This window comes from Actinomadura kijaniata NBRC 14229, assembly GCF_001552175.1.
Lineage (GTDB): Bacteria > Actinomycetota > Actinomycetes > Streptosporangiales > Streptosporangiaceae > Spirillospora > Spirillospora kijaniata.
Window position 1 is genome coordinate 15,367 of record NZ_BCQR01000050.1, and the last position, 22,995, is coordinate 38,361.

At 72.8% G+C, this 22,995-nt stretch carries 22 protein-coding genes and 1 pseudogene; 8 read left to right on the top strand and 15 right to left on the bottom strand.

Going from position 1 to position 22,995, the window contains the following annotated elements; all coding sequences use genetic code 11:
- Nucleotides 1-2: 2 nt before the first annotated feature.
- The 9 genes from AKI01S_RS17480 to AKI01S_RS17520 form a co-directional block, all read right to left on the bottom strand.
- Nucleotides 3-1,379, bottom strand: coding sequence for a GH1 family beta-glucosidase (locus AKI01S_RS17480; protein WP_067818355.1), 1,377 nt, complete (start codon nucleotides 1,377-1,379; stop codon nucleotides 3-5).
- A gap of 52 nt (nucleotides 1,380-1,431) precedes the next feature.
- Nucleotides 1,432-2,310, bottom strand: a complete 879-nt coding sequence (locus AKI01S_RS17485) for a carbohydrate ABC transporter permease (RefSeq protein WP_067818359.1) — start codon at nucleotides 2,308-2,310, stop codon at nucleotides 1,432-1,434.
- Nucleotides 2,307-3,287 carry a carbohydrate ABC transporter permease gene (locus tag AKI01S_RS17490; RefSeq protein WP_067818363.1) on the bottom strand — a complete coding sequence of 327 codons (981 nt, stop codon included), beginning with the start codon at nucleotides 3,285-3,287 and terminating at the stop codon, nucleotides 2,307-2,309. The genes AKI01S_RS17485 and AKI01S_RS17490 overlap by 4 nt, the downstream gene beginning before the upstream one ends.
- 98 nt (nucleotides 3,288-3,385) lie before the next feature.
- The gene (locus AKI01S_RS17495; RefSeq protein ID WP_083999746.1) at nucleotides 3,386-4,768 is read right to left on the bottom strand and encodes an ABC transporter substrate-binding protein; all 1,383 of its coding nucleotides are present in this window, start codon (nucleotides 4,766-4,768) and stop codon (nucleotides 3,386-3,388) included.
- A 148-nt stretch (nucleotides 4,769-4,916) separates the two neighbouring features.
- On the bottom strand, nucleotides 4,917-5,960 hold the full coding sequence (locus AKI01S_RS17500) for a LacI family DNA-binding transcriptional regulator (RefSeq protein ID WP_067818437.1): 1,044 nt from the start codon (nucleotides 5,958-5,960) through the stop codon (nucleotides 4,917-4,919).
- A gap of 5 nt (nucleotides 5,961-5,965) precedes the next feature.
- Nucleotides 5,966-7,582 (bottom strand): glycoside hydrolase family 13 protein, encoded by a 1,617-nt coding sequence (locus AKI01S_RS17505; protein ID WP_067818370.1) that lies wholly within the window; start codon nucleotides 7,580-7,582, stop codon nucleotides 5,966-5,968.
- A gap of 37 nt (nucleotides 7,583-7,619) precedes the next feature.
- On the bottom strand, nucleotides 7,620-8,471 hold the full coding sequence (locus AKI01S_RS17510; protein WP_067818376.1) for a sugar ABC transporter permease: 852 nt from the start codon (nucleotides 8,469-8,471) through the stop codon (nucleotides 7,620-7,622).
- Nucleotides 8,471-9,466: a carbohydrate ABC transporter permease gene (locus AKI01S_RS17515; protein WP_067818378.1), complete on the bottom strand. Its 996-nt coding sequence runs from the start codon at nucleotides 9,464-9,466 to the stop codon at nucleotides 8,471-8,473. Before AKI01S_RS17515 ends, AKI01S_RS17510 begins: the two co-directional genes overlap by 1 nt.
- Nucleotides 9,466-10,746, bottom strand: coding sequence for an extracellular solute-binding protein (locus AKI01S_RS17520; RefSeq protein ID WP_067818382.1), 1,281 nt, complete (start codon nucleotides 10,744-10,746; stop codon nucleotides 9,466-9,468). The genes AKI01S_RS17515 and AKI01S_RS17520 overlap by 1 nt, the downstream gene beginning before the upstream one ends.
- A gap of 206 nt (nucleotides 10,747-10,952) precedes the next feature.
- Between AKI01S_RS17520 and AKI01S_RS17525 the strand changes: the two genes are divergently transcribed.
- Both AKI01S_RS17525 and AKI01S_RS17530 read left to right on the top strand, forming a co-directional pair.
- Complete coding sequence (locus AKI01S_RS17525) at nucleotides 10,953-11,639, top strand: nucleotidyltransferase domain-containing protein (RefSeq protein ID WP_067818385.1); 687 nt, start codon at nucleotides 10,953-10,955, stop codon at nucleotides 11,637-11,639.
- Nucleotides 11,636-12,394 carry a nucleotidyltransferase domain-containing protein gene (locus AKI01S_RS17530; protein WP_067818388.1) on the top strand — a complete coding sequence of 253 codons (759 nt, stop codon included), beginning with the start codon at nucleotides 11,636-11,638 and terminating at the stop codon, nucleotides 12,392-12,394. Before AKI01S_RS17525 ends, AKI01S_RS17530 begins: the two co-directional genes overlap by 4 nt.
- Nucleotides 12,395-12,396: 2 nt before the next feature.
- On the opposite strand, the gene AKI01S_RS17535 is transcribed toward AKI01S_RS17530, so the two are convergent.
- Together AKI01S_RS17535 and AKI01S_RS17540 are read right to left on the bottom strand one after the other, a co-directional pair.
- Nucleotides 12,397-13,221 (bottom strand): SDR family oxidoreductase, encoded by an 825-nt coding sequence (locus AKI01S_RS17535; RefSeq protein WP_067818393.1) that lies wholly within the window; start codon nucleotides 13,219-13,221, stop codon nucleotides 12,397-12,399.
- A gap of 68 nt (nucleotides 13,222-13,289) precedes the next feature.
- On the bottom strand, nucleotides 13,290-14,090 hold the full coding sequence (locus AKI01S_RS17540) for a phosphatase PAP2 family protein (protein WP_083999748.1): 801 nt from the start codon (nucleotides 14,088-14,090) through the stop codon (nucleotides 13,290-13,292).
- Nucleotides 14,091-14,457: 367 nt separating this feature from the next.
- Between AKI01S_RS17540 and AKI01S_RS50600 the strand changes: the two genes are divergently transcribed.
- Entirely contained in the window at nucleotides 14,458-14,646 is a 189-nt protein-coding gene (locus tag AKI01S_RS50600) for a hypothetical protein (RefSeq protein ID WP_157419900.1), read from the top strand.
- Between the two features lie 420 nt (nucleotides 14,647-15,066).
- Here AKI01S_RS50600 and AKI01S_RS17545 read toward each other — a convergent pair whose 3' ends face one another.
- Nucleotides 15,067-16,203 carry an ROK family transcriptional regulator gene (locus AKI01S_RS17545; RefSeq protein ID WP_067818401.1) on the bottom strand — a complete coding sequence of 379 codons (1,137 nt, stop codon included), beginning with the start codon at nucleotides 16,201-16,203 and terminating at the stop codon, nucleotides 15,067-15,069.
- Between the two features lie 149 nt (nucleotides 16,204-16,352).
- Between AKI01S_RS17545 and edd the strand changes: the two genes are divergently transcribed.
- The 4 genes from edd to AKI01S_RS17565 are packed head-to-tail and all read left to right on the top strand — an operon-like array spanning nucleotide 16,353 to nucleotide 20,142.
- Entirely contained in the window at nucleotides 16,353-18,170 is a 1,818-nt protein-coding gene (gene edd, locus AKI01S_RS17550; RefSeq protein WP_067818404.1) for a phosphogluconate dehydratase, read from the top strand.
- On the top strand, nucleotides 18,170-19,135 hold the full coding sequence (gene glk / locus AKI01S_RS17555; protein ID WP_067818410.1) for a glucokinase: 966 nt from the start codon (nucleotides 18,170-18,172) through the stop codon (nucleotides 19,133-19,135). The genes edd and glk overlap by 1 nt, the downstream gene beginning before the upstream one ends.
- Nucleotides 19,132-19,770, top strand: a complete 639-nt coding sequence (gene eda / locus AKI01S_RS17560) for a bifunctional 4-hydroxy-2-oxoglutarate aldolase/2-dehydro-3-deoxy-phosphogluconate aldolase (RefSeq protein WP_067818414.1) — start codon at nucleotides 19,132-19,134, stop codon at nucleotides 19,768-19,770. Before glk ends, eda begins: the two co-directional genes overlap by 4 nt.
- Before the next feature lie 21 nt (nucleotides 19,771-19,791).
- A complete protein-coding gene (locus tag AKI01S_RS17565; protein ID WP_067818417.1) occupies nucleotides 19,792-20,142 on the top strand; it encodes a hypothetical protein in 351 nt (116 codons plus the stop codon).
- A 13-nt stretch (nucleotides 20,143-20,155) separates the two neighbouring features.
- Here AKI01S_RS17565 and AKI01S_RS17570 read toward each other — a convergent pair whose 3' ends face one another.
- Nucleotides 20,156-20,686 carry a hypothetical protein gene (locus AKI01S_RS17570; protein WP_067818420.1) on the bottom strand — a complete coding sequence of 177 codons (531 nt, stop codon included), beginning with the start codon at nucleotides 20,684-20,686 and terminating at the stop codon, nucleotides 20,156-20,158.
- A 111-nt stretch (nucleotides 20,687-20,797) separates the two neighbouring features.
- Complete coding sequence (locus AKI01S_RS17575; protein ID WP_067818422.1) at nucleotides 20,798-21,667, bottom strand: M48 family metallopeptidase; 870 nt, start codon at nucleotides 21,665-21,667, stop codon at nucleotides 20,798-20,800.
- Between the two features lie 164 nt (nucleotides 21,668-21,831).
- On the opposite strand from AKI01S_RS17575, the gene AKI01S_RS17580 reads away from it, so the two are divergent.
- Nucleotides 21,832-22,272: a hypothetical protein gene (locus AKI01S_RS17580; protein WP_067818424.1), complete on the top strand. Its 441-nt coding sequence runs from the start codon at nucleotides 21,832-21,834 to the stop codon at nucleotides 22,270-22,272.
- Nucleotides 22,273-22,443: 171 nt separating this feature from the next.
- Here the strand turns inward: AKI01S_RS17580 and AKI01S_RS51730 are convergent.
- A pseudogene (locus AKI01S_RS51730) lies at nucleotides 22,444-22,995 on the bottom strand (peptidase M28); the annotation flags it as partial.

Genomic DNA, 22,995 nt, shown 5'->3' on the forward strand with positions numbered 1-22,995 from the left:
GGTCAGAGACCGCCCCGCCCGATCACGCCGGCGTACCAGCGCGCGCTGTCCTTGGGCGTGCGGCGCTGCGTGGCGTAGTCCACGTGGACCAGCCCGAAGCGCTTGGAATACCCCCACGCCCACTCGAAATTATCCAGCAGCGACCACACGAAGTAGCCCCGCAGCGGAACACCCCGCCCGACCGCCTCCCGGCAGGCCCGCAGATGCTGCTCCAGATAGGACACGCGCCCGGCGTCGTGGACCGTTCCGCCGCCGTCGGGGGCCTCGTCGTAGCCCGCGCCGTTCTCGGTGACGTACAGCGGGACGGCCGGGTACTCCCGGTGGACCCGCGTCAGCACCTCCACCAGCCCGTCGGCGTCGACCTCCCAGCCCATGCCGGTGACCGGCCGCCCGCCCGACACGAACCGCACGTGCTCGCTGCCCACCCAGGGGGAGTGCGCCGAGAACGGCGACGACACCGCCTGCGTCGCCTCGCCCGGACGGCCCGACACGGTGTGCCGCGTGTAGTAGTTGATCCCGAGCTGGTCCAGCGGCTGCGCGAGCGTCGCCAGGTCCGCGTCCGGCGGCGCGAACGCGTACGGCTCCAGGTCCGCCAGCACGTCCTCGGGGTAGCGGCCCAGCAGCAGCGGGTCCAGGAAGAACCGGTTCTGCATCCCGTCGATCCGGCGCGCGGCGTCCACGTCGGCCGGGTCGTCGCCGGCCGGGGAGACGGCGTACAGGTTCACGGCCGCGCCGAACCGGTTGTCCGGCCGCTGCGCCCGCATCGCCTCCACCGCCAGCCCGTGCCCCAGCATCAGGTGGTGCGCCGCGTGCAGCGACGCGCCCGCCTCCCGCCGTCCCGGCGCGTGCTCGCCGGAGGCGTAGCCGAGGAACGCCGCGCACCACGGCTCGTTGACGGTCGTCCAGTGCCGCACCCGGTCGCCGAGCGCCCGGTGCACGGCGGCGGCGTAGTCGGCGAACCGGTACGCGGTGTCGCGCTCGGGCCAGCCGCCCGCCTTCTCCAGCGTCGAGGGCAGGTCCCAGTGGTACAGCGTCGGCCACGGCTCGATGCCCGCCTCCAGCAGCGCGTCCACCAGCCGCCGGTAGAAGTCCAGGCCGCGTTCGTTGACCGCGCCCGCGCCCTCGGGCAGCACCCGCGGCCACGACACCGAGAACCGGTACGCCTTCAGCCCCAGCCCGGCCATCAACTCCACGTCGTCGCGGAACCGGTGGTAGTGGTCGACCGCCACGTCGCCGGTGTCGCCGCCCAGGACGTTGCCGGGGGTGCGGCAGAAGTCGTCCCACACCGAGGAGCCGCGCCCGTCCTCGGCCGCCGCCCCCTCGACCTGGTAGGCGGCGGTCGCCGCACCCCACGCGAAGTCGTCGGGAAACCCGCTCATGCCGCGTCCCCCGCTCGCTTCCAGGGCGCTCCAAGGCGCCGTCGCAGCTCGCTCATGCCTTCACGGCCCCTTCCATGATTCCGCCGATGATCTGACGGCCGAACACGACGAACACCGCCAGCAGCGGCAGGATCGCCACCGTGGTCCCGGCGAACATCAGCGTGTAGTCCTTGAAATAGGCGTTGGCCAGGTTGTTGATGGAAAGCTGCACCGTCGGGTTGTCGGGGCTCAGCACCGCCAGCGGCCACATGAACTCGTTCCAGGTCTGCATGAACGTCAGCAGCCCCAGCACGCCCGCCGCCGGGCGCAGCGCCGGCAGCACGACCCGCCAGTAGACGCCGAACGTCGAGCAGCCGTCCACGCGCGCCGCCTCGATCAGCTCGTCCGGCACCGCCTGGTCGGCGTACTGCCGCATCATGAACACCCCGAACCCGGTGACCAGGAACGGCACGATCACCGCCTGGAGCCGGTTCTGCCAGCCCAGCTCCACCATGATCATGTAGAGCGGGATGATGCCCATCTGGACCGGGACCATCATCGTCGCCACCACCGTCAGCAGCAGCGCGTTGCGGCCCCGGAACCGCAGCTTGGCGAACGCGAACCCGGCCAGCGAGGCGAAGAACACCGTCGAGACCGTCACGCAGGTCGCCACGATCGCCGAGTTCAGCAGGCCCTTGGCGAAGTAGGCGTCGGGGTTGTCGAACAGCCGCCCCACGTTGTCGCCGAACGAGCCGCCCGGCAGCACCGGCGGCGGCATGTCGGAGACCACGTCGTTGGTGCGGGTCGCCACCACGATCATCCAGTAGATCGGGAAGATCGACAGGACCAGCCCGGCGACCAGCGCCAGGTAGGTCAGCGGGCTGGCCTCCCAGAGGCCGCGCAGCCGGCCCGTTCCGCGCCGGGGCCCGCGCCGGGTGAGGGGGAACGTCATCGCGCGCCTCCGGTGCGTCGGACGAACAGGAAGTTGAGCAGCGAGAACGCGATGATCATCACGAACAGCGCCCAGGACACCGTGGCGGCGTAGCCGTACCGGTCCTCGCCGAAGGCGTTGTCGAACATGTACATCGTGATCGTCTGGAACTGGTGCAGCGAGCCGCCGTCCATCCGGTTGGCGCTGCCGACGCCGAACAGCGCCGGCTCGGTGAACAGCTGGAGCCCGCCGATCGTGGACACGATGACGGCGAACAGGATCGTCGGCCGCAGCATCGGCACGGTGATCTGCCAGAACTGGCGCAGCCGGGACGCGCCGTCGATCGCGGCGGCCTCGTACAGGTCGCGCGGGATCGCCTGCATCGCCGCCAGGAAGATGAGCGCGTTGTAGCCGGTCCACCGCCAGTTCACCATGGTCGCGACCGCCACCCACGACCAGCCCCGGCTGGCCTGCCAGTCGATCGGGTCGGCCCCGACCAGGCCGATCAGCCAGTTGGTCAGGCCGTAGTCGCGGTCGAAAAGCTGGGTGAACACGATCGCCACGGCCGCGGTGGAGGTGACCATCGGGGCCACCATCCCGATCCGGAAGAACGTGGAGGCCCGCATCTTGCGGTCCAGCGCCGCCGCCAGCGCCAGCGCCAGCAGCAGCTGCGGCACCGTCGACAGCACGAAGATCCCGATGGTGTTGACGGTGGCGTGCCAGAAGTCGGCGTCGCCGAGCAGGTAGCTGAAATTGTCCAGCCCCACCCACTTGCGGGTGCCGGACGCCAGCCCCCACTCGTGCAGCGACACCCACAGCGTGAAGCCCAGCGGGAACACGCCGAAGGCCAGGAAGACCAGGAAGAACGGGGAGACGAACAGGTACGGGGAGGCCCGCAGGTCCAGCCGGGCCAACCGGGACCGCCAGCCGCCGCGGGGCGGCGGCACGTCGGCGGCTGGCGGATTCCCGGAGCGGGCGGGGCGCAGATCGATGGTCACGCGCCCTCCTTTCACGAGCGGTCGGCACGGCGGCGGGGCCGGGGAGGAGGGAGGTCAGCGGTCACCCGCCCCGGCCCCGCCGCCCGTTCCGGACGGGGTCAGCGGGCGGTCTTCTTCACTTCCTCGACCGCCTTGGCCCACGCCTCCTCGGGCTTGACCTTGCCCTGGCCGACCGCGATCAGGACGTTCTCCACGACCTGGCGCACGTCCTCGTTCTTGGGACCGAGGTGGACCGGCTTCACCTGCGCGGCCATCTGGCTGAAGATCTTGCCGGTGGGCGCGTCACCGAAGTAGGGGTCGGTGCTGCCGGACACGGCCGCGTCCTGCTGGGCCTGCGGCGAGGACGGGAACGTGTTCTTGGACTTGAACGCCGCGACCTGCCCCTGCGGGTTGGTCAGGAACTTCGCCAGCTCGGCGGCCTCCTTGGGGTGCTTGCTCTGCTTGGGCACCGCCAGCCAGGAGCCGCCCCAGTAGCCGGCGCCGCCGGGGATCGGCGCCACGTCCCACTTGCCCTTGCCGGAGTCACCGGCGAACTCCTTGATGCCCCCGAGCATCCAGGACGGGCACGGCAGGGTGGCGAAGGTGTCGCGCTTGAGCGCGGTCTGCCACGGCGGCGTGAAGATCTGCATCCCGGAGGTCAGCTTGTTCTGCTCGAACTTCAGCACCGTGTCGAAAGCGCTCTTCACGGCCGGGTTGGTCTCGAACACCAGCGCGTTGCTCTTGTCGAAGTAGCTGTAGCCGGGGCCGGACCCGGCGTTCTGGAGCACGGTGGTGCGCAGCAGCGCCGCCGGGCCGTCCAGCCACTTGGTGTCGGGCACCTTGTCCCGGAACTTCAGCCCGGTGTCCAGGAACGCGTCCCAGGTCGGCCACAGCTTGCCGACCTCGTCCCGCTTGGAGGGCAGCCCCGCCTTCTCGAACAGGTCCTTGCGGTAGCACATGGCGAGCGGGCCGATGTCGGTGCCGAGCCCGACCAGCTGCTTGCCGTCGGGGGTGACGCCCATCTGCCACTTCCACGGCAGGTAGCTGTTCTGCAGCTCCCGGCCGCCGTGGTCGTAGAGGTTCACGAACTTGCCGGGCTGCTGCATGTACAGGGGCAGGATGCCCTCCTCCAGGGCCACGACGTCACCCGCCCCGCTGTTGGTGGCGATCCACTGCTGGAGGCGCGGCTTGTAGTCGTCGAGGGTGGAGACCTTGCGCTGCTTGATCTTGACGTTGGGGTGCGACGCCTCGAACTGCTTGTACAGCTCGTCGTAGCCGAACTCGCCGAAGATGTCGACGGTCAGCTCGACCGGGCCGCCGCCGCCGGCGCCGCCGCCCTTGTCGTCGCCCCCGCCGCAGGCCGTCAGCGCGCCGCCGGTCAGCAGACCGGCGAGCACGACGGCGACGGCACGGCGCGTCCCCCTCGTGGGCCCGAACGCGAGGGACCGGGACGGCGCGGACGGGGTTGCCGGACGGGTGCTCTTCCTCCGGAAGGTCCTCATGCGGACCCACCTTTCTCAGGTCGTGTGCGGATCGTGGGAGCGCTCCCACGAAGAAAAGACCGTGAGACACGTCACTGTCAATCCCTCGAAACACGACCGTTACCGGCCGCTTCCCGGCGGGCGGGAGGCGGCCGGTCGAAACGGCAGGTCAGCGCTTGGCGGACGCGGCCTGTGCCGGAACGGTCACCGGAGCGGGGGCGGTGGAGTCGCGCACCACCAGCTCCGGCCGGTACAGCAGTTCGGTCCGGTGGGCGCGGGTGCCGCCGATCTCCTGGAGCAGCATGTCCACCGCCGCCAGCGACATCTCCCGCACCGACTGCCGGATCGTCGTCAGCGACGGGTCCAGGTACGCCGTCAGCGGCGAGTCGTCGAAGCCCACCACCGGCACGTCCTGCGGAACGCGCAGCCCCCGCGCGCGGGCGGCCCGGATCGCGCCGAGCGCCATGATGTCGTTGCCGCAGCAGATCGCCGTGCAGCCCTGGTCGAGCAGGCGCTGCGCGGCGGCCTGCCCGCCCTCGACCGTGTAGAGCGTGTTGACGACCAGGTCGTCGACGTCGGCGAGGCCGGTGTGCGCCGCCATCCCGCGCCGGAACCCCTCGGTCTTGCGCCGGGTCGGCACGTACTGCTCCTGCCCGATCGCCAGGCCGATCCGGCGGTGGCCCATCGCGGCCAGGTGCCCGACGGCGGCCTCCAGCGAGGCGGCGTCGTCGTTGGACACGAACGGCGCGTCGATGTCGTCGCGGTACCCGTTGACCAGCACGATCGGCAGCGCCTGCTCCAGCAGCCGCACGTAGCGGGCGCGGTCGGAGTGGACGTTGGCGTGCAGGCCGTTGACGAAGATGATCCCGGCGACGCCGCGCTCCAGCAGCATCTCGATGTAGTCGTCCTCGGCGACCCCGCCGGGGGCCTGCGAGCACAGCACCGACATGTAGCCATGGCGGGCCAGCGCGCTCTCGATCGACTCGGCGAACGCCGGGAAGATCGGGTTGCTCAGCTCGGGGATGATCAGGCCGATCAGTCCGGCGCGCTGCTGGCGCAGCCGGGCCGGGCGCTCGTAGCCGAGCACGTCGAGCGCGGTCAGCACGGCCTGGCGGGTCGCGGCGGACACGCCCTGCTTGCCGTTGAGCACCCGGCTCACGGTCGCCTCGCTGACTCCGGCGTGGGCGGCGATGTCAGCGAGGCGTGTCGTCATGGCCATTAACTTAGCTCCCACCACACGGCGGTGTCAGAGGGGAGCTCAAGGCTGTCGCCGTCGTGGTAGACCGTTCCACTGGAGTGCAGGACGGGGCCGCCGACGGTGAGGCGGACCGGCCGGTCGCCCATGTTGACGGCGCAGCCGACGGCGCGGCCGTCGCGCTCGCGGGCGAACGCCAGCGTGCCGGACGGGCCGTCCAGCCAGCGCAGCTCCCCGTCGCCGAGCGCGGGGTGCTCGCGGCGGATCCGCAGCGCCTCCCGGTAGAGGTTGAGGGTGGAGCCGGGGTCGGCGTCCTGGGCCTCGACGGTCAGGCCGCGCCAGCCCGCCGGCTGCGGCAGCCAGCTCCCGCCGTCGCCGAACCCGAACGGCGGCGCCTCGCCCGACCACGGCAGCGGAACGCGGCACCCGTCGCGGCCCGCGTCCTCCCCGCGTCCGCGCTGGGGGTCCCGCAGGAACTCCTCGGGCAGGTCCAGCACCTCGGGAAGGCCCAGCTCCTCGCCCTGGTACACGTAGGCCGAGCCGGGCAGCGCCAGCATGACCAGCGCGGCGGCGCGGGCGCGGCGCAGCCCGGTCTCGCCGCCGCCGTAGCGGGTGACGTGCCGCTTGACGTCGTGGTTGGACAGCACCCAGGTGGAGGGCGCGCCGACGAGCCCGGCGGTCCGCAGCGACTCCTCGATGATCTGGCGCAGCCGCGCGGGCTCCCAGGGGGCGCCCAGGTAGTGGAAGTTGAACGCCTGGTGCAGCTCGTCGGGGCGGGTGTAGCGGGCGAGCCGCTCGGGGGAGGGGGCCCACGCCTCGGCGACGCCGATGCGCTCGCCGGGGTAGGAGTCCAGCAGCTCGCGCCACGCCCGGTGGATCTCGTGCACGCCGTCCTGGTCGAAGTAGGGCAGCACGGCGGTGCCGAGCATCTCGATCTGGTCGGCGTGCCCGACGTCGGGCAGCCCCGGCGCCTTGACCATGCCGTGCGCGACGTCGATGCGGAACCCGTCGACGCCGAGGTCCAGCCAGAACCGCAGGATGTCGGCGAACTCGGTGTGGACCTCGGGGTTCTCCCAGTTCAGGTCGGGCTGCTCGGGCGCGAACAGGTGCAGGTACCACTGCCCGTCGGCGGCGCGGGTCCAGGCGGGGCCGCCGAAGACCGACTCCCAGTCGTTGGGCGGCAGCCCGCCGTCCGCGCCGCGCCCGTCGCGGAAGACGTAGCGGGCGCGTTCGGGGGAACCGGGGGCGGCCGCCAGCGCCGCCCGGAACCACGGGTGCCGGTCGGAGGTGTGGTTCGGCACCACGTCCACGATGACGCGCAGCCCGTGCAGGTGCGCGTCGTCGACGAGGGCGCGGGCGTCGTCCAGGGTGCCGAACAGCGGGTCCACGTCGCGGTAGCCGGCCACGTCGTAGCCGAAGTCGGCCATCGGCGACACGTAGAACGGGGTGATCCACAACGCGTCCACGCCGAGTTCGGCCAGGTAGGGCAGGCGGGACCGGATGCCGGGCAGGTCGCCCACCCCGTCGCCGTCGGCGTCGGCGAAGCTGCGCACGTACACCTGGTAGATCACCGCTTCCCGCCACCAGCGGGTGGCGGCCCCGGCGGTGGCGGGGCGCGTCGCGACGATGTTCTGCGTCATGGATGTCCTTCGCACGTGAAAGGGGACGGTGTCGGGGTCAGGACTTGGTGGCGCCGGCGGTCAGGCCGCTCACCAGGTGGCGCTGCACCGCCAGGAAGACCGCCCCGGCGGGAATCGTGATCATTACCGCGGCGGCGGTGAGCCAGCCCCACTCGGCGCGGCTCTGGCTGACGAACTGCTGGAGCCCCGGGGCCAGCGTGTAGTGCTCGTCGCCGGTCATGAACGCGGTCGCGTAGGCGACCTCGCCCCACGCGGTGACGAAGCTGTAGAACGCCGCCACGGCCAGGCCGGGCTTGGCGAGCGGCAGGACCAGCCGCCAGAACGCGCCGAACGGCGTCAGCCCGTCGATCTGGCCCGCCTGGTCGATCTCGGTGGGGATGGTGTCGAAGTACCCCTTGAGCAGCCAGGCGCAGAACGGCACCGCGACGGTCAGGTAGGCGAGGACCAGCCCGGGGTACTGGTTGAGCAGCCCCATCCGGCCCAGCAGGTTGTACAGCGGGACGATCAGCACCGCGACGGGGAACATCTGGGTGACCAGCAGCAGCCACAGGATGGAGCGCAGCCCGGTGAACCGGAACCGGCTGATCGCGTACCCGGTGGACGCGGCGATCAGCACGCCGATCACCGTGGTGAGGCCGGCCACCAGCACCGAGTTGAGCAGCCAGCGCGGGAAGGACGTCTCGGTCAGCACGTACTCGTAGTTCGCCAGCGTGGGGTCGTCGAAGAACCGCACGTCGCTGGAGATCCAGGCGTCCTTGGGCTTGAGCGAGGTCAGCACCAGCCACAGCAGCGGGATCAGCGCGAACGCGCTGGCGGCGACCAGCGTGCCGTGCAGGGCGATCGAGGCCCCCAGGCCGCGCCTGGCCTCCCCGGTGTGCGAGCGCGCCATCACCAGACCTCCCCTTGCTTGCGCAGTGACCGCAGGTACAGGCTGGCCATCACGACCAGCAGGACGAGGATGACCATGCCGTTGGCGGCCGAGCCGCTGTAGTCGCGCAGCCCCATGAACGCGTCCCGGTAGGCGGCCGTCACCAGGATCTCGGTCGCGCCGTTGGGGCCGCCCCGGGTCAGCAGGAAGATGACCGGGAACTGGTTGAACGACCAGATGGTGCCGAGCAGGATCACCGTCCGGCTGACCGGCCGCAGCATCGGCAGCGTGATGTTGCGGAACTGCTGCCAGGCGGAGGCGCCGTCGACCCGGGCCGCCTCGTACAGCTCGCGGGGCACGGACTGGAGGCCGCCCAGCAGCGCGACCATGTTGAAGGCGATGCCCAGCCAGACGTTGACGAGGATCACCGACACCTTGGCCATCGTCGGGTCGTCCAGCCACTCCACCGTGGGCAGCCCGGCGGCGCGCAGCATGCCGTTGGCCAGGCCGAAGTCGTTGTTGAGCACATAGCGCCAGATGAAGGTGGACACGAACGCCGGGGCGGCCCAGGGCAGGATGAGGATCACCCGGTACAGGCCGCGGAACCGCAGCCGCCGGTTGAGCAGCATCGCCAGCCCGAGGCCGAGGCCCACGGTGAGCGTGACGGAGGCGACCGTCCACAGGAAGGTCCAGCCCAGCCGCAGCCAGAACTCGGAGTCGGAGAAGATCTGGACGTAGTTGTCCAGGCCGACGAACCGGTAGGTGGCCGGGATCGTGTTCATGCCGATCGTGCGGCCGACGTTGGCCTCGGTGGCGTCGGTGAGGGACAGGTAGACGCCGCGCAGCAGCGGGTAGCCGATCAGGACCCCCATCACCAGGAGGACCGGGGCCACCATCGCCCACGCGTACCAGTGCGCCGACCAGCGTCCGGCGAACGGGCCGGCGGCCCGGCGCCGGCCGCGGACCGTGCGGTCCGCGGCCAGGCCGGGCGCGTCGCGGCGGGTGCCGGTCGTCATCAGTTCCAGCCCTTGAGGATCTCGCGGTACTTGCCGTCGACGGTCCGGCCGACCCCGGCGGCGTCGAGCTTGCCGGTGGCCATGCCCTGGTAGGCCTGCACGAGCGGCTCGAACAGCTGCCCGCCCTCGGGGATCCAGGCGCGCGGCGCGCCGGTGTCGACGATCGGCTTCCAGGTCTTCACCAGCTCGTTGCCCTGCACCTCGGGCCGGGCGTAGGCGGAGGTGCGGGTCGGCAGCAGGCCGAGCCTGGCCGCGACCTTGGACTGGCTGTCGGTGGAGGACATGAAGCGCACGAACGCGTAGGAGGCGGCGAGGTTCTTGGAGCCGGCGTAGACGGTGTAGTCGTGGCCGCCGGTGGGGGAGGCGGCCTTGACCGACCCGGCCGGGACGGGGGCGACGCCCAGGTTCTCCTTGTTCTTGAACGCCGAGCCCTTCAGCGCGTCGGTCGTCGACCACGGGCCGTTGTAGATCATCGCGGTGCGGCCCTCCTTGAAGGCCGTCATCGCCGCCAGGTAGCTGTCGGCGATGGCGGGCTTGGCGGCGGCCCCCGAGGAGATCAGGTCGGAGATGACCTTCAGCCCGGCCACGCTCTGCGGCGAGTTGACGGTGATCTTCTTGTTGGCGGCGTCGACCAGGTCGCCGCCCTCGCCGTACAGGAACGGCAGCACGAAGAACCCGTCCACGTTCAGGGTCAGCCCGGTCTTGCCGGTCTTGTCCTTGACGTCCAGCGCGAACTGCTTGAGCTCGGCGATCGTCTTGGGCGGCGCCTCGTGCCCGGCCTTCTTCAGCAGCTCCTTGTTGTAGAGCAGCCCGAGCGAGTCGGTGGTCTGCGGCACCGCGAAGGTCTTGCCGTTGAACTTGGTGCTGCCCGCCGGGGTGGGCAGGAGGTCCTCGGGCTTGTCCAGGGCGTAGGTGCCGTCCAGCGGGGCGAGGTAGCCCAGGGACGCGAACTCGGTGACCCAGCCGACGTCGGCACGCAGCACGTCGGGGGTGCCCGACCCCCCCTGGGCGGCGGTCTTGAACTTGTTCTGCGCCTCGCCGAACGGGACGTTGACGTAGTTGACCTTGACCTTGGGGTGCTTGCTCTCGAAGTCCTTGATGAGCTCCTTGAACACCGGGCCCTCGACCGCGGCGTCCGAGGTGTCCCAGTAGGTGACCGTGCCGCTGACCGTCGCCGGGTCCACGGACGTGACGGGCTTGTCGGCGGAGCCGCCTCCGCCGCAGGCGGCGAGCGCGAGCGCGAGGCCGGTGACGAGACCGACCAGGGGGGTACGCCGCATCGTTCCTCCTTGACGGAACAGGTCGGGGGTCCCGTTCCGCATGTCCGGGTTTGGGGTGGTTGGGGCGTGACGTTAGCAACGCGTTGCAGGGTGGTAAACAGCTTGCAGAAACTTTCAGCAAGTTCGTGTCCTGTTCGTAACCGGTTACCGATGCGCCCGGGTTAACCGGTTGGCCCGGCCTGGGGTGATCCGTCACCCTGAGGGCCATGCAGAACGCCCACGCGCTGGTCCGCGACCACACGGTGCTGTCGGTCGTGGTCGGCTCGCGCGCCTACGGCCTGGACACCGCCGGCAGCGACGTGGACCGCCGCGGCGTCTTCGTCGCGCCCGCCCCGCTGTACTGGCGCTTCGACAAACCCCCGACGCACGTCGACGGCCCCGCCGACGAGCAGTTCTCCTGGGAGCTGGAGCGCTTCTGCGAGCTGGCGCTCGGCTCGAACCCGACGGTCCTGGAATGCCTGTGGTCCCCGCTGGTGGAGACGAGGACGCCGATCGGCGACGAACTCCTCGCGCTGCGCGACGCGTTCCCGTCCCGGCACGCGCACCGCACGTTCCTGCGCTACGCCGAGAGCCAGTTCCGCAAGCTGGAGGGCGACCTGCGCAACCAGGGCGAGCCGCGCTGGAAGCACGTCATGCACATGCTCCGCCTGCTGATCAGCGGCCGCCATCTGATGGAGCGCGGCGAGCCCCTCGTCCACGTCGGCGACCTGCGCGAACGCCTGCTGGCGGTCCGGCGCGGCGAGGTGCCGTGGCCGGAGATCGAGGCCTGGCGCGCGGCGCTGACCGACGACATGGACGCGGCCCTGGCCCGCAGCACGCTCCCGCCCGAGCCCGACCGGGCCCGCGTCGAGGACCTCCTCCACTCCGTTCGCCGAAGGAGCGTGGACTGGTGAACCTCCCCGAGGACCTGCTCACCGAGGTGCGCGACTGGCACCCCTACCCGCGCGCGTTCGTCACCGTCAGCGGCGCGCACCTGTACGGCTTCCCCTCCCGCGACTCCGACATCGACCTGCGCGGCCTGCACCTGCTGCCGCTGGAGCGGGTCGTCGGCCTGGAGGGTGGCGGCGAGACGGTCTCGCGCATGTGGGACCACCGCGGAGTGGAGGCCGACGTGGTGACCCACGACCTAGCGAAGTTCTGCAACCTGCTGCTCAAGCGCAGCGGCGAGGTGCTGGAGCAGCTCGTCTCCCCGCTGGTGGTGGAGACCTCGCCGCTGCACGAGGAGCTGCTGTCGCACGTCCCGGCCCTGGTCTGCCGCCAGCACGCCCACCACTACCTCGGTTTCAGCCGGGGCCAGTGGCGGCAGTACGAGAAGGACGGCCGGCTCAAGCCGCTCCTGTACACGTTCCGCACCCTCCTGACGGGCATCCACCTGATGCGCTCGGGCGAGGTGGAGACGGACCTGCCGCGCCTGGCGGCCGAGTACGGCCCCGGCTACCTGCCCGACCTGATCGAGGCGAAGATCCACGCCGAGCACGGCGAGCCCCCGGCGACCCTGGACCGCGCCCGCGCCGAACGCGACCACGCGTCACTGACCGCCCGCCTGGAGGAGGAACGCGACCGCTCCCACCTCCCCGACCGCACCACGGCCCACCCGGCCCTGAACACCCTGGTCATCCGCACCCGCCTGGCGGGCACCGCGACCTGACGTCAGCCCTGGCGCCAGTCGGGGGAGTTCAGGAGCGGGGCCGCCTGCGGGCCCATCTGGGTCAGGCCGCCGTCCACGAACAGGGACGCCCCGGTGATGTAGGACGCGGACGGGTCGGCCAGGAACGCCACCGCCGCCGCGACCTCCCGCGCGTCGCCGGGGCGGTCGACCGGGTAGCCGGGGCGGCTGCCCGGGCGCGGCGGCTCGTCGTCCTGGCCGGTCATCGGGGTGGCGATCTCGCCGGGCGCGATCGTGTTGACCGTGATGCCGTACCGCGACAGCTCCAGCGCCAGGGTGCGGGCCAGCATCTTCAGCCCGCCCTTGGCGGCGCAGTACGGCCCGGACCCGACGCGCGGGAACTCCTCGTGCACGCTGGTGATGTTGATGATCCGGCCGCCCGCGCCCCGGTCGCGCATCCGCCGCGCGGCCCGCTGGGCGCACAGGAACGCGCCGTCCAGGTCGACCGACAGCACCGAGCGCCACTCGTCGAAGTCCATGTCGAGCAGGTGGGTGGCGCTGCCGGTCCCGGCGTTGTTGACGAGGACGCCGACCCCGCCGAGCTCGTCGGCCAGCTCGTCCACCACCGCCGACGCGGCGACCGGGTCGGTGAGGTCGTGCTGCCGCACGGCGGCCCGCTGTCCATGCGCGGCGACCTCCTCGGCGGTCTCCCGCGCGCCCTTCTCGTCGCCGCGGTAGGTCAGACCGATGTCGAACCCGCGCGCCGCCAGCGCCGCGGCCGAAGCGCGGCCGATCCCGGAGTCGGCCCCGGTGATGATCGCGACGCGGTCGTAGTCGTTTCCGGAGATGGGTGCCTGTACCTCAGCCATACGGCCGTCCCTGCCCGAGACGCGTGCGGTCATGTCGGCGCGCGAGGAAAAAGCAGGCCAAGCGGCCGTCAGGCCGCCGAGGGGACGCCACCGTCCCGGGCGGGACGAGCGATCCTCGCCGGAGGCGCCGCCGGGCGGACGGGCGCCCGCAGGCGGGCGAGGCCGTTCGTGGCCGCGATCGCGCCGAGCAGCAGCGCGGCCGCCACCAGGCCGTCCAGCCAGTAGTGGTTGGCGGTGACCACGACCACCAGGACGGTGACCGGCGCGTGCGCCGCGACGACCCACCGCCACCGGCCGCGCGCCGTCCGCACCACCGCCACCGCCACCAGCAGCGCCCACCCGACGTGCAGGGACGGCATGGCGGCGTACTGGTTGGCGATCCCGTCGGCGGCGGCCGGATAGGCCGACGGCCCGACCGCCAGCATCGTGTCGACCGTCCCGAACCCCGCCAGCCGGGGCGGGGCCAGCGGGAACGCCATGTGCACGGCCATCCCGGCGGCGGTCAGCAGCACCAGTTCGGTCCGCACCCGCCGGTAGGCGTCCCGGTGCCGCACGAACAGCCACACCAGCAGCAGTGCGGTACCGGGGAAATGGACGCCCACGTAATACAGGTTCGCCAGGAACGCCGCCGGTTCCCACTCCAGGACCCACCGTTGCAGAGCGCTTTCGTCGGGCAGGAAAAGCGCGCGTTCCAGATCCCAGATGTGCAGCGCGTTCGCCATGGCCGCAGCGACGTTCTGGTCGATCAGAACGCGCCCGGCCTTGTAGACGGCGAACAGCGTCAGCATCAACGCGAGTTCGGTGACGAACGACCGTGCCTTCGCGGGAAAAGCCCGCCTACGCCCCATCTGTACGACATCGCCCGTCATGCACCCTCCCTGGCCACTGCTTGCTCGCAAAGCGGCGTTAAAAACCACCTTGGTCGCAAAAGGCCCTCTGGTCAGGGAGGTTGCGTTGCCCTTCCGGGGCGGTGCAGGCCCACCGGAGGGGGTAGAGGAAACTCCACCCCGACCGTCGGCTGACTTTCCGGGAGTCGCGAGTGAAGGGTTCGCGATGGGGCGGCAAAACGATCCCCAACAACGCGCGGCGGGCCGCAACGGAGCCGAGCGTCATGCGTTGCGACGGGGCGCGCAAAGGAGTCGCCAAAAGCGCCGTCCGGCGGCGAGCGCATACCGACATAACGGATATCCCTTGATCTGGCGGTTCTCGTGAACGTGACCGAAAGGGAGATTCGGGATGCGCGTCCGTGCGTTCACCAAGGCGGCGACCCTGGCGGGGCCCGGACCGGCGGTGGCGGAACCGCCGACGACGACACCGCGCCGCTGCTGGAGGGCGGCGGGGCCCTGGCCGTCCTGGGGCGCGGCGGGCCTCGGCGCGTCCGCCCTGTACCGGCGTCGCCGGGGCGCGGGCGATGCGCGGGGCTGACCGGGCGGAAGTGCTGCGGACGCTCTCGCTCCTGCTGCTCATGGTGGGCGCCGTCCTCGGCGTGTGGGCCCTGGCGAGCGGCCGGTGAAGCGGGCCGCGCCGACGCCGACCCGGCTCCGCATCCCGACCACCGAGGTGAACGCGCCGGTCACCGCCGAGGGGCTGGACGCCGACGGCACGCCCGCCCCGGCGCTGGGTCAGCCCGGTCGTCTTCTCCCGGCTCCGGGAACCGCGCCGGGGCGCGCGGGTGGAGGTGGCGCGTGTCGACGGGAGCACCGCGCTGTTCGAGGTGAACGGCACCGAACGCGCCACCAGGAACGCCTTCCCCACCCGGCGCGTCTACGGCGACCTCCCCTACACCGACAAACTCGTCGTCCACGCCCGTCTGGTGCGCTGGACGAGTGCCGCGCGGGCGCTCCCTCAGGTCCGGGACGTCAGGGAGGCGTCGATCGCCTCGGGGGAGAGGATGTGGTCCAGGACCATCGCGGCGCAGCCGATCAGGCCCGCCTCGTCGCCGAGGCGGCTCGGTTCGATGCGCAGGCTGCTGGAGGCCCGTGCCGTGGCGCGTTGGTAGACCACCTCGCGGACGCCCGCGATCAGCGGGTCGTAGGCGCCGGTCAGGTCGCCGCCCAGGACCACCACGGCGGGGTTGAGGAGGTTGACAGCCGTGGCGATGACCTCGCCGATCTGGCGGCCCGCCGTGCGGACCAGCGCCACCGTCGCCGCGTCGCCCTCGTGGGCCAGCGCCGCCAGGCCCGCCAGGTCGCCGGCGGGGGAGCGGGCCAGCAGCGCCGCGCCGCCGGCGACCGCCTCCACGCAGTCGAGGTTCCCGCACCGGCACGGGACGCCGCCTCCGTCGCGGACCGGGATGTGCCCGATCTCGCCGGCCGCGCCCAGGGCGCCGCGCTGGATCCGGCCGCCGGAGATGATGCCCGCGCCGATGCCCGTGGAGACCTTGATGAACAGCAGGTCGTCCACGTCCGGCAGCCGGTGGTGCTCGCCGAGGGCGGCGGCGTTGACCTCGTTGTCCAGGTAGGTGGGGGCGGCGAAGCGGTCGGCGATCACCGGGCGGATCGGGGTCTCGTTCCAGGTCGCCGTGGTGTGGTCGATCGGGTCGGGGACGCCGAGGCCCACGCCGCGCACCGAGGAGGCGGGCTTCTCCAGCTTGCCCAGCAGGTCGTCCCACTGGTTCAGCAGCCGGGGCAGGACCCGCGCGGGCTCGGTGGAGGGCAGGTCGGCGTCGGTCTGGGCGAGGATCGAGCCGGACAGGTTGCAGACCGCCAGCTGGCCCCGGGACTGGCCGAGGTTGGCGACCAGGACGGTGCCCCCGGCGGCGTTGAACTCCAGGCGCGCGGGCGGGCGGCCGCCGGTGGAGGGGCCGTCGGCGCGCTCCACCAGCAGCCCGTGGTCGATCAGCTCGGTGACGCGGCTCGCGACGGCCGGCCGGGACAGTCCGGTGAGGCGGCCCAGCTCGGCGCGGGTGGCGACGCCCTCCTCCCGGACGAGACGCAGCACGTCTCCGCTGGTGGAGGGGCGACGGCCGGGCGGGCGGGGCATCCGGCCAGTCAATCATGGGATGTTTGGGTATGTCTATTTGGCCGAAGCGAGGGACTTTTGTCATGTGAAGTTCATAAGTAGGCTTGTCGCTATTGCCGATGTCGGGGTAGTTTGCCGCTCTGTCGTCGTCCCCTGCTCTGGAGCGTCTGATGGCCCACGCCCACCCCGTCCTGGTCCAGGTGACCGAGCGCATCGCCGCGCGCAGCGCGGACCGCCGCGCCGCCTATCTGCGGCGGATCCGGGAGGCGCGGGCGGCCGGACCCGCCCGCGGCGCGCTCGGCTGCGCCAACCTGGCGCACGGGTTCGCGGCCTGCGGGCCGCTGGAGAAGCTGCGGCTGCGCGGCGACGTCACGCCGAACGTCGCCATCGTGTCGTCCTACAACGACATGCTCTCGGCCCACCAGCCGCTGAAGGACTACCCCGACCGGCTCAAGGCCGCCATCGCCAAGGCGGGCGGCACCGCGCAGTTCGCCGGGGGCGTGCCCGCCATGTGCGACGGCATCACCCAGGGCCGCGCGGGCATGGAGCTGTCGCTGTTCAGCCGGGACGTGGTGGCCATGGCGACGGCCGTGGCGCTGTCGCACGACATGTTCGACGGCGCGCTGCTGCTGGGCGTCTGCGACAAGATCGTTCCGGGGCTGGTGATCGGCGCGCTGTCGTTCGGGCACCTGCCGACGATCCTGGTCCCGGCCGGGCCGATGGCCTCCGGGCTGCCCAACGCCGAGAAGGCCCGGATCCGCAAGCGGTTCGCCGCCGGGGAGATCGGCCGCGACGAGCTGCTGGAGGCCGAGGCCGCCTCCTACCACTCGCCGGGCACCTGCACCTTCTACGGCACCGCCAACTCCAACCAGATGCTCATGGAGGTCATGGGCCTGCACCTGCCCGGCGCGAGCTTCGTCCCGCCCGGCACCGGGCTGCGCGACGCCCTCACCGACGCCGCCGGACGCCGGGTGCTGGAGCTGACCGCCCTCGGCGACCACTACACGCCGATCGGCGAGATGCTGGACGAGCGCGCGTTCGTCAACGGCGTCGTCGCCCTGCTGGCCACCGGCGGCTCCACCAACCACACCCTGCACCTGGTCGCCATGGCGAGCGCCGCGGGCATCGAGCTGGCCTGGGACGACTTCGACGAGCTGTCGAAGGTCACGCCCACGCTGACGCGGCTGTACCCCAACGGCACCGCCGACGTGAACCACTTCCACGCCGCCGGGGGCACCGCGTTCCTCATCGGGGAGCTGCTGGACGCGGGCCTGCTGCACGCCGACGCCCGCACCGTCGGCGGCGCGTCGCTGGCGGAGTACCGCAACGCCCCCGCGCTGGAGGACGGCGCGCTCGTGTGGCGGCCCGCCCCGCGGGAGTCCGGCGACCCCGGCGTCCTGCGCCCGGTCGCCGAGCCGTTCGACGAGCACGGCGGCCTGCACACCGTCGCCGGGAACCTCGGCCGCGCCGTCGTCAAGGTGTCGGCCGTCCGGCCCGAGGACCGGGTGGTCGAGGCCCCGGCCCGGGTGTTCGAGTCGCAGGAGCAGCTCCAGGCGGCGTTCAAGGCCGGTGAGCTGGACCGCGACGTCGTCGCCGTCGTCCGCTACCAGGGCCCGCGCGCCAACGGCATGCCCGAGCTGCACCGCCTGACCCCGCCCCTGTCGGTCCTGCAGGACCGCGGCCACAAGGTCGCGCTGGTCACCGACGGCCGCATGTCGGGCGCGTCGGGCGCGGTGCCCGCCGCCATCCACGTGTCGCCGGAGGCCGCCGCGGGCGGGCCCCTCGCCCGCGTGCGCGACGGCGACGTGGTCCGCCTCGACGCCGACAAGGGGCTGCTGGAGGTGCTGGTGCCCGACGACGCGTTCGCCGCGCGGGAGCCCGCCGGGGGCGCGCCCGACGGCGAGGCGTGGTCGGGCACCGGCCGCGAGCTGTTCTCCGCCTTCCGCCAGGCCGTCGGCCCGGCCGAGCGCGGCGCGGGGGTGTTCTGATGGCCTGGCTGGTCGCCGACATCGGCGGCACCAACGCCCGGTTCGCGCTGGTCGACGGGCCGGGCGGGGCGCCGCACCACCGGGCGTCGCTGCCCACCCGCGGCCACCCCGACCTCGCCGCCGCGGTGGCCGCCTACCTGGCCGGGCACGCCCCGGCCGAACGCGTCGAGGCCGCCTGCCTGGCCGTCGCCGGGCCGGTCGGCGGCGGCGGCTTCCGCCTCACCAACGCGGGCTGGCCCGCCGACACCGCCGAACGCGTCCGCGCCCGGCTCGGCCTGCCCCACCTGGAGGTCGTCAACGACTTCGAGGCCCTCGCCCGCGCGCTGCCCTCCCTCGGCCCGGACGACCTGATCCCGGTCGGGGGTCCGCCGCCCACCGGCGCCGGAACGCTCGCCGTCCTCGGCCCCGGCACCGGCCTCGGCACGGCGGGCCTGGTCCCGACCCCGGCCGGCCCGGTGCCGCTGCCCGGCGAGGGCGGCCACGTCGACATCCCCGCCGTGACCGAACGCGAGGTCGAGGTCATGCGGCTGCTGCGCGCCGAACGCGGCACCGCCTCCGCCGAGTACCTGCTGTCGGGCGACGGCCTGGTCCGGCTGCACCGCTTCCTGTCGATGATCCACGGCGTGCGGACGGCCCCGCCGACCGCCGCCGAGATCGTCGACCGCCGCGACGACCCGGTGTGCGCCGAGACGCTGGAGACGTTCTGCGCGCTGCTCGGCTCCTACGCCGGGAACGTCGCCCTCACCTTCGGCGCGCGCGGCGGCGTCTACCTGGGCGGCGGTATCCTGCCGCGCGTCGTGGACGTGCTGCGCGGCAGCGCGTTCCGGGCGCGGTTCGAGGACAAGCCGCCCGTCGTCGACTACCTGCGGGCGATCCCCACCGCTCTGATCGTCCACCCGTGCCCGGCGTTCGCCGGCGCCGCCGCCCGGCTCGAACAGAGCCTGACCGCCCTGGAGGCCGCATGACCGCCGACCTGACCGCCGACGCGCTGCTGGACCTGGCGCCCGTCGTCCCCGTCGTGGTGATCGACGACGCCGACGCCGCCGTTCCGCTGGCCGCCGCCCTGGTCGCGGGCGGCCTGCCGGTCATCGAGGTCACCCTGCGCACCCCGGCCGCCCTGGCGGCGATCGAGCGGATCGCCGCGCGGGTCCCGGACGCGGTCGTCGGCGCGGGCACGATCGTGCGGCCGCGGGACGCCGCCGACGCGGCCGCCGCGGGCTCGCGCTTCCTGGTCAGCCCCGGCTGCACCCCGGCGCTGCGTGAGGCGATGACCGCGACCGGGCTGCCGTTCCTGCCGGGCGTCTCCTCGGCGTCGGAGGCGATGGCACTGCTGGAGCACGGGATCACGGCGCAGAAGTTCTTCCCGGCCGAGGCCGCGGGCGGCACCGCCTACCTGAAGTCCCTCGGCGGGCCGCTGCCGGGGGTCCGGTTCTGCCCGACCGGCGGGATCACCCCGGCCACCGCGCCGGACTACCTGGCGCTGCCGAACGTCGGCTGCGTCGGCGGCTCCTGGCTCACCCCCGCCGACGCGGTCAAGAACGGCGACTGGGACCGGATCCGGGCGCTCGCGGCGGAGGCGGCGGCGCTGCGCACCCGGTGATGTGTCACCCTTTGCGGTGAAATGATCAAATCAACGGGAACGCCGTGCCGCATCACGGTCTGCCGCGACTGCTGCTGCGGCGGCCGCAAGATCAGGACCGTCGACCACGAGGAGCAGCTCGCCGTGCTCCGGCGGGCCGCGCCCGTCCGGGTGGCGGACTGCCTGGACGTGTGCGAGCGCGCCAACGTCATCGTCGTCCACCCGTCCTCGGCGGCCCGCGCCGCCGGGGCCAGGCCGGTCTGGCTCGGCCTGGTCAACGACGACGGGGCGGCCCACGACATCGCCGAGTGGGTGCGCGCGGGCGGCCCCGGCGTCGCCGAGCCGCCCGCGATCCTGGACCTGTACGAGTTCACGCCCCCGGGCCGTTCCTGAGGGGCGCGGTGACTTACGGTGACGCGGTCACGGAAGCCGGTGGGCGGCGCCTGACGAGGAAGAACGCCAGCGCGCTGACGGCGAGGACGAGGAAGGCCATCAGCAGGAAGAAACCGGTCACCACGTAGCGCAGACCGGCCGCGTCGACCTCGGTGGTGACGTTGCCCGCCGCGAACCGCGTTCCGGGCGGCCCCTGGCAACGCACGGTGACGCTGTCGGACAGCGACGTCCCGACGTGTTCCCAGCCCGCGCTCGTGCGGTAAGGCCGTCCCCCGGGGCTTTCCAGGTCCTGGCAGCCGCCGGTGGCCGGCCCGCCCGGCGGGCTGTGGCGGTAGACCGCACGCCTGGGCGCGAAACGATCGTCGTCGCGGACCAGGGTGATGGGCTCCCCGGGACCGACCGGGGTGCCGATCCCGGCCGCCCGTTCCCGCGCCCATTGCCCGGCGGGCGGGCCCAGCACGAACCCGAGCAGGATGAGCAGGACGCCGGCGAGCGGCGGCAGGCCGAGCAGGAAACGCCTCCGGTGGCGGTGCGCACTGGTCATGACGGCTCCCCGGTAGAGGGCGTGCCTGAGTGGACGCCTCGGGGGCGCGCGAGGTTCGGAAGGACGAGGTGGCCACACCCGGCACGCGGCGGCCCATGCCGGGTACGGGTCTCATGGAGACCGTCGCCGAGGGGGCGCGGGGCGGGGGCGGAAGAGCAGGCGGCCGGGCCGGGTGCGGTCCCGCAACGCCGCCGAACGCCAGGTCAGCAACGGGCGGTGGGACCGGAGGTTGACCAGCCAGGGGAAAAGGCCCCGTTCGGTGGAGGCCCGTTCGCACAGGGCGTCGAAGTCGACCTTGCCGAGCAGTTGCTGACCGGCCCCGAACAGCCGCATCGCCGCCGGGCCGCCCTCGGGGCACAGCGCGTGGCCGTAGTTGTCGGCGGTGTACTCCTGGGCCCGTGACCAGGCCGGTCCGAGCACCGGCAGGTGTGAGACCGTCATGCCGACGACCGAACGCCAGTAGGAGGCGTGGCGGGAGGCCAGGCGCCCGACCTCGCAGCCGATCACGAACCGCAGCGCCTCGGGGTGACGGGCCCGGCCGCCGACCTCGAACAGGGTGCTGGTGATGACGATGTAGTGGCGGCCGCGGTGGTGACCGGCGAGCGAGGACAGCTTCCCCTCGCCGAGCATCACGTAGGCGTCGGGCACCCGCTTGAGGCCGAAGCGGCGGGCGGCCTCCACGACGACCGCGTGGGCCTCGGGGAACTGCGTGGCGGTGATCTGCACCGACTGCAGTCGCTGCCGGGCGTGCGCCAGACCGCCCTTGAAGAACACCACCAGCGGGATCGTCGCGAACAGCAACGCCGCGTCGAGGTAGAAGTCGTCCTCCTCGTCGAACGTGTACCCGATCGCGACGAGGGCGGCCACCAGCAGCCCCACCGTGAACAGCGAGGCGATGCAGAACAGTGGCGTCTCGTAGGGATGCCGCCGCGGTCCCGCCCCGGCGTCCCGCGGCTCGTGACGTCCGCCGTGCGCCTCCATACGCCGATCGTCGAGGGCCACTGCCCTGGCCGTCCTTCCTCCGCTCGGCAACCCCTGTGACCAGGTTGTGACGAGCGTCTCCGGGCGCGTGTTCGAGGCGGAGCGGATGATTTACCTGGTCCACCATGGCCGGGCGCCACGGGGGAGGCCGTAGTCTGCGACGCATGTTCGACGAGAAGACGCAGGAGACGTTGCGGCGCCTGCTGGACCTGGCGGAGCATCCCAACACCTCCGCGTCCGAGCGGAGCCTGGCCTTCGCGAAGATCCGCGCGGTGGTCGGGTCGCCCGACACCACCCGCCGGGCGTCGGTGAACGCGGCCCGCGACGCCGCCCTGCTGGCCCGGCTGCGCCCCCTGACCGCGCGCGTCGACGACGAACTGGTCGAGGAGGTCCACGGCGACCTGTACGCGTTCGGCAGCCGCCACCGCGTGATGGGCGAGGTCGCCGAGGAGCTCGCCGAGATCCTCCAGCAGCGCGCCGCCGCACCCAGGAACCGCCGGGTCCGCTATGACGAGCTGGTGCGTTCGGCGGCGTGGCGGCTGACGTACCTGCTGGAACGCGGCGACTCCGCCCGCCGCCCCGCCTGGCGGCGCACCGCCCGTTAGGTCGTGTTTCAAAGCCCTGGCCCACGGCGCTCACTCTGGGGGCTCGCGCTCACCAAGTCTTGGTGAGCGCGACATCGCTTCGCGATCTGACCTGCGCCTCGCCTCCGGCTTCGAGCCCGCAGGCCAGGTGACGCGCTCGCGTGCGTGGCCGGGTCCGCTTCGAAACGGGCGCTAGATCCCCCGGCAGGCCGCCAGGGCGCGGGCCACGGCCTCGGTGAGCCGCGCGGCGTCGGCCACGCACCTGTAGTCCACGCGCTCGGCCCGGCGGCGCGGGACGCGTTCGCCCTCGTCCGTCGAGACCAGGCACGCCGTCCGGTATCCGTGCCGCAGCGGCACCGCTCCGTCGGCCCCGGCCCGCGCCCGCCGCCCGCGCTCCACCGCGATGCCCTGCTCCAGGGCGCACCGCGCGACCAGGTCGCCGAAGTCGGGGTCGTAGCGCTCCCGCCGGAACGCGCCGTCGGCGTCCAGCAGCGCCAGGCCGCCCTCGCCCACGGCGCCGAGGGCGAGGAACCAGGTGGAGTCGCGTGCCAGGTTCGGGAAGTGCCTGCGCGCGAAGCCGCGCGCCCCCTCCGATCCGGCCGAGAACAGGATCACCCGCAGGCCCGCCGGGGGCCGCCGCGCCAGCGACGCCGCCAGCGCGGTGAGCGCCACGACGCCGCCGAGGCCGTCGCCCGCACCGGGGTTCGCGCCGTCACCCGCGCCGTCACCCGCGCCGGGGCCCGC

What these genes read in the sequence shown, in the direction of transcription:
- AKI01S_RS17480 (WP_067818355.1), bottom strand. Translation starts at nt 1,379, where the DNA reads ATGAGCGGGTTTCCCGACGACTTCGCGTGGGGTGCGGCGACCGCCGCC.
- AKI01S_RS17485 (WP_067818359.1), bottom strand. Translation starts at nt 2,310, where the DNA reads ATGACGTTCCCCCTCACCCGGCGCGGGCCCCGGCGCGGAACGGGCCGG.
- AKI01S_RS17495 (WP_083999746.1), bottom strand. Translation starts at nt 4,768, where the DNA reads ATGAGGACCTTCCGGAGGAAGAGCACCCGTCCGGCAACCCCGTCCGCG.
- AKI01S_RS17500 (WP_067818437.1), bottom strand. Translation starts at nt 5,960, where the DNA reads ATGACGACACGCCTCGCTGACATCGCCGCCCACGCCGGAGTCAGCGAG.
- AKI01S_RS17505 (WP_067818370.1), bottom strand. Translation starts at nt 7,582, where the DNA reads ATGACGCAGAACATCGTCGCGACGCGCCCCGCCACCGCCGGGGCCGCC.
- AKI01S_RS17510 (WP_067818376.1), bottom strand. Translation starts at nt 8,471, where the DNA reads ATGGCGCGCTCGCACACCGGGGAGGCCAGGCGCGGCCTGGGGGCCTCG.
- AKI01S_RS17515 (WP_067818378.1), bottom strand. Translation starts at nt 9,466, where the DNA reads ATGACGACCGGCACCCGCCGCGACGCGCCCGGCCTGGCCGCGGACCGC.
- AKI01S_RS17520 (WP_067818382.1), bottom strand. Translation starts at nt 10,746, where the DNA reads ATGCGGCGTACCCCCCTGGTCGGTCTCGTCACCGGCCTCGCGCTCGCG.
- AKI01S_RS17525 (WP_067818385.1), top strand. Translation starts at nt 10,953, where the DNA reads ATGCAGAACGCCCACGCGCTGGTCCGCGACCACACGGTGCTGTCGGTC.
- AKI01S_RS17535 (WP_067818393.1), bottom strand. Translation starts at nt 13,221, where the DNA reads ATGGCTGAGGTACAGGCACCCATCTCCGGAAACGACTACGACCGCGTC.
- AKI01S_RS17540 (WP_083999748.1), bottom strand. Translation starts at nt 14,090, where the DNA reads ATGACGGGCGATGTCGTACAGATGGGGCGTAGGCGGGCTTTTCCCGCG.
- AKI01S_RS50600 (WP_157419900.1), top strand. Translation starts at nt 14,458, where the DNA reads ATGCGCGTCCGTGCGTTCACCAAGGCGGCGACCCTGGCGGGGCCCGGA.
- AKI01S_RS17545 (WP_067818401.1), bottom strand. Translation starts at nt 16,203, where the DNA reads ATGCCCCGCCCGCCCGGCCGTCGCCCCTCCACCAGCGGAGACGTGCTG.
- edd (WP_067818404.1), top strand. Translation starts at nt 16,353, where the DNA reads ATGGCCCACGCCCACCCCGTCCTGGTCCAGGTGACCGAGCGCATCGCC.
- glk (WP_067818410.1), top strand. Translation starts at nt 18,170, where the DNA reads ATGGCCTGGCTGGTCGCCGACATCGGCGGCACCAACGCCCGGTTCGCG.
- eda (WP_067818414.1), top strand. Translation starts at nt 19,132, where the DNA reads ATGACCGCCGACCTGACCGCCGACGCGCTGCTGGACCTGGCGCCCGTC.
- AKI01S_RS17565 (WP_067818417.1), top strand. Translation starts at nt 19,792, where the DNA reads ATGATCAAATCAACGGGAACGCCGTGCCGCATCACGGTCTGCCGCGAC.
- AKI01S_RS17570 (WP_067818420.1), bottom strand. Translation starts at nt 20,686, where the DNA reads ATGACCAGTGCGCACCGCCACCGGAGGCGTTTCCTGCTCGGCCTGCCG.
- AKI01S_RS17575 (WP_067818422.1), bottom strand. Translation starts at nt 21,667, where the DNA reads ATGGAGGCGCACGGCGGACGTCACGAGCCGCGGGACGCCGGGGCGGGA.
- AKI01S_RS17580 (WP_067818424.1), top strand. Translation starts at nt 21,832, where the DNA reads ATGTTCGACGAGAAGACGCAGGAGACGTTGCGGCGCCTGCTGGACCTG.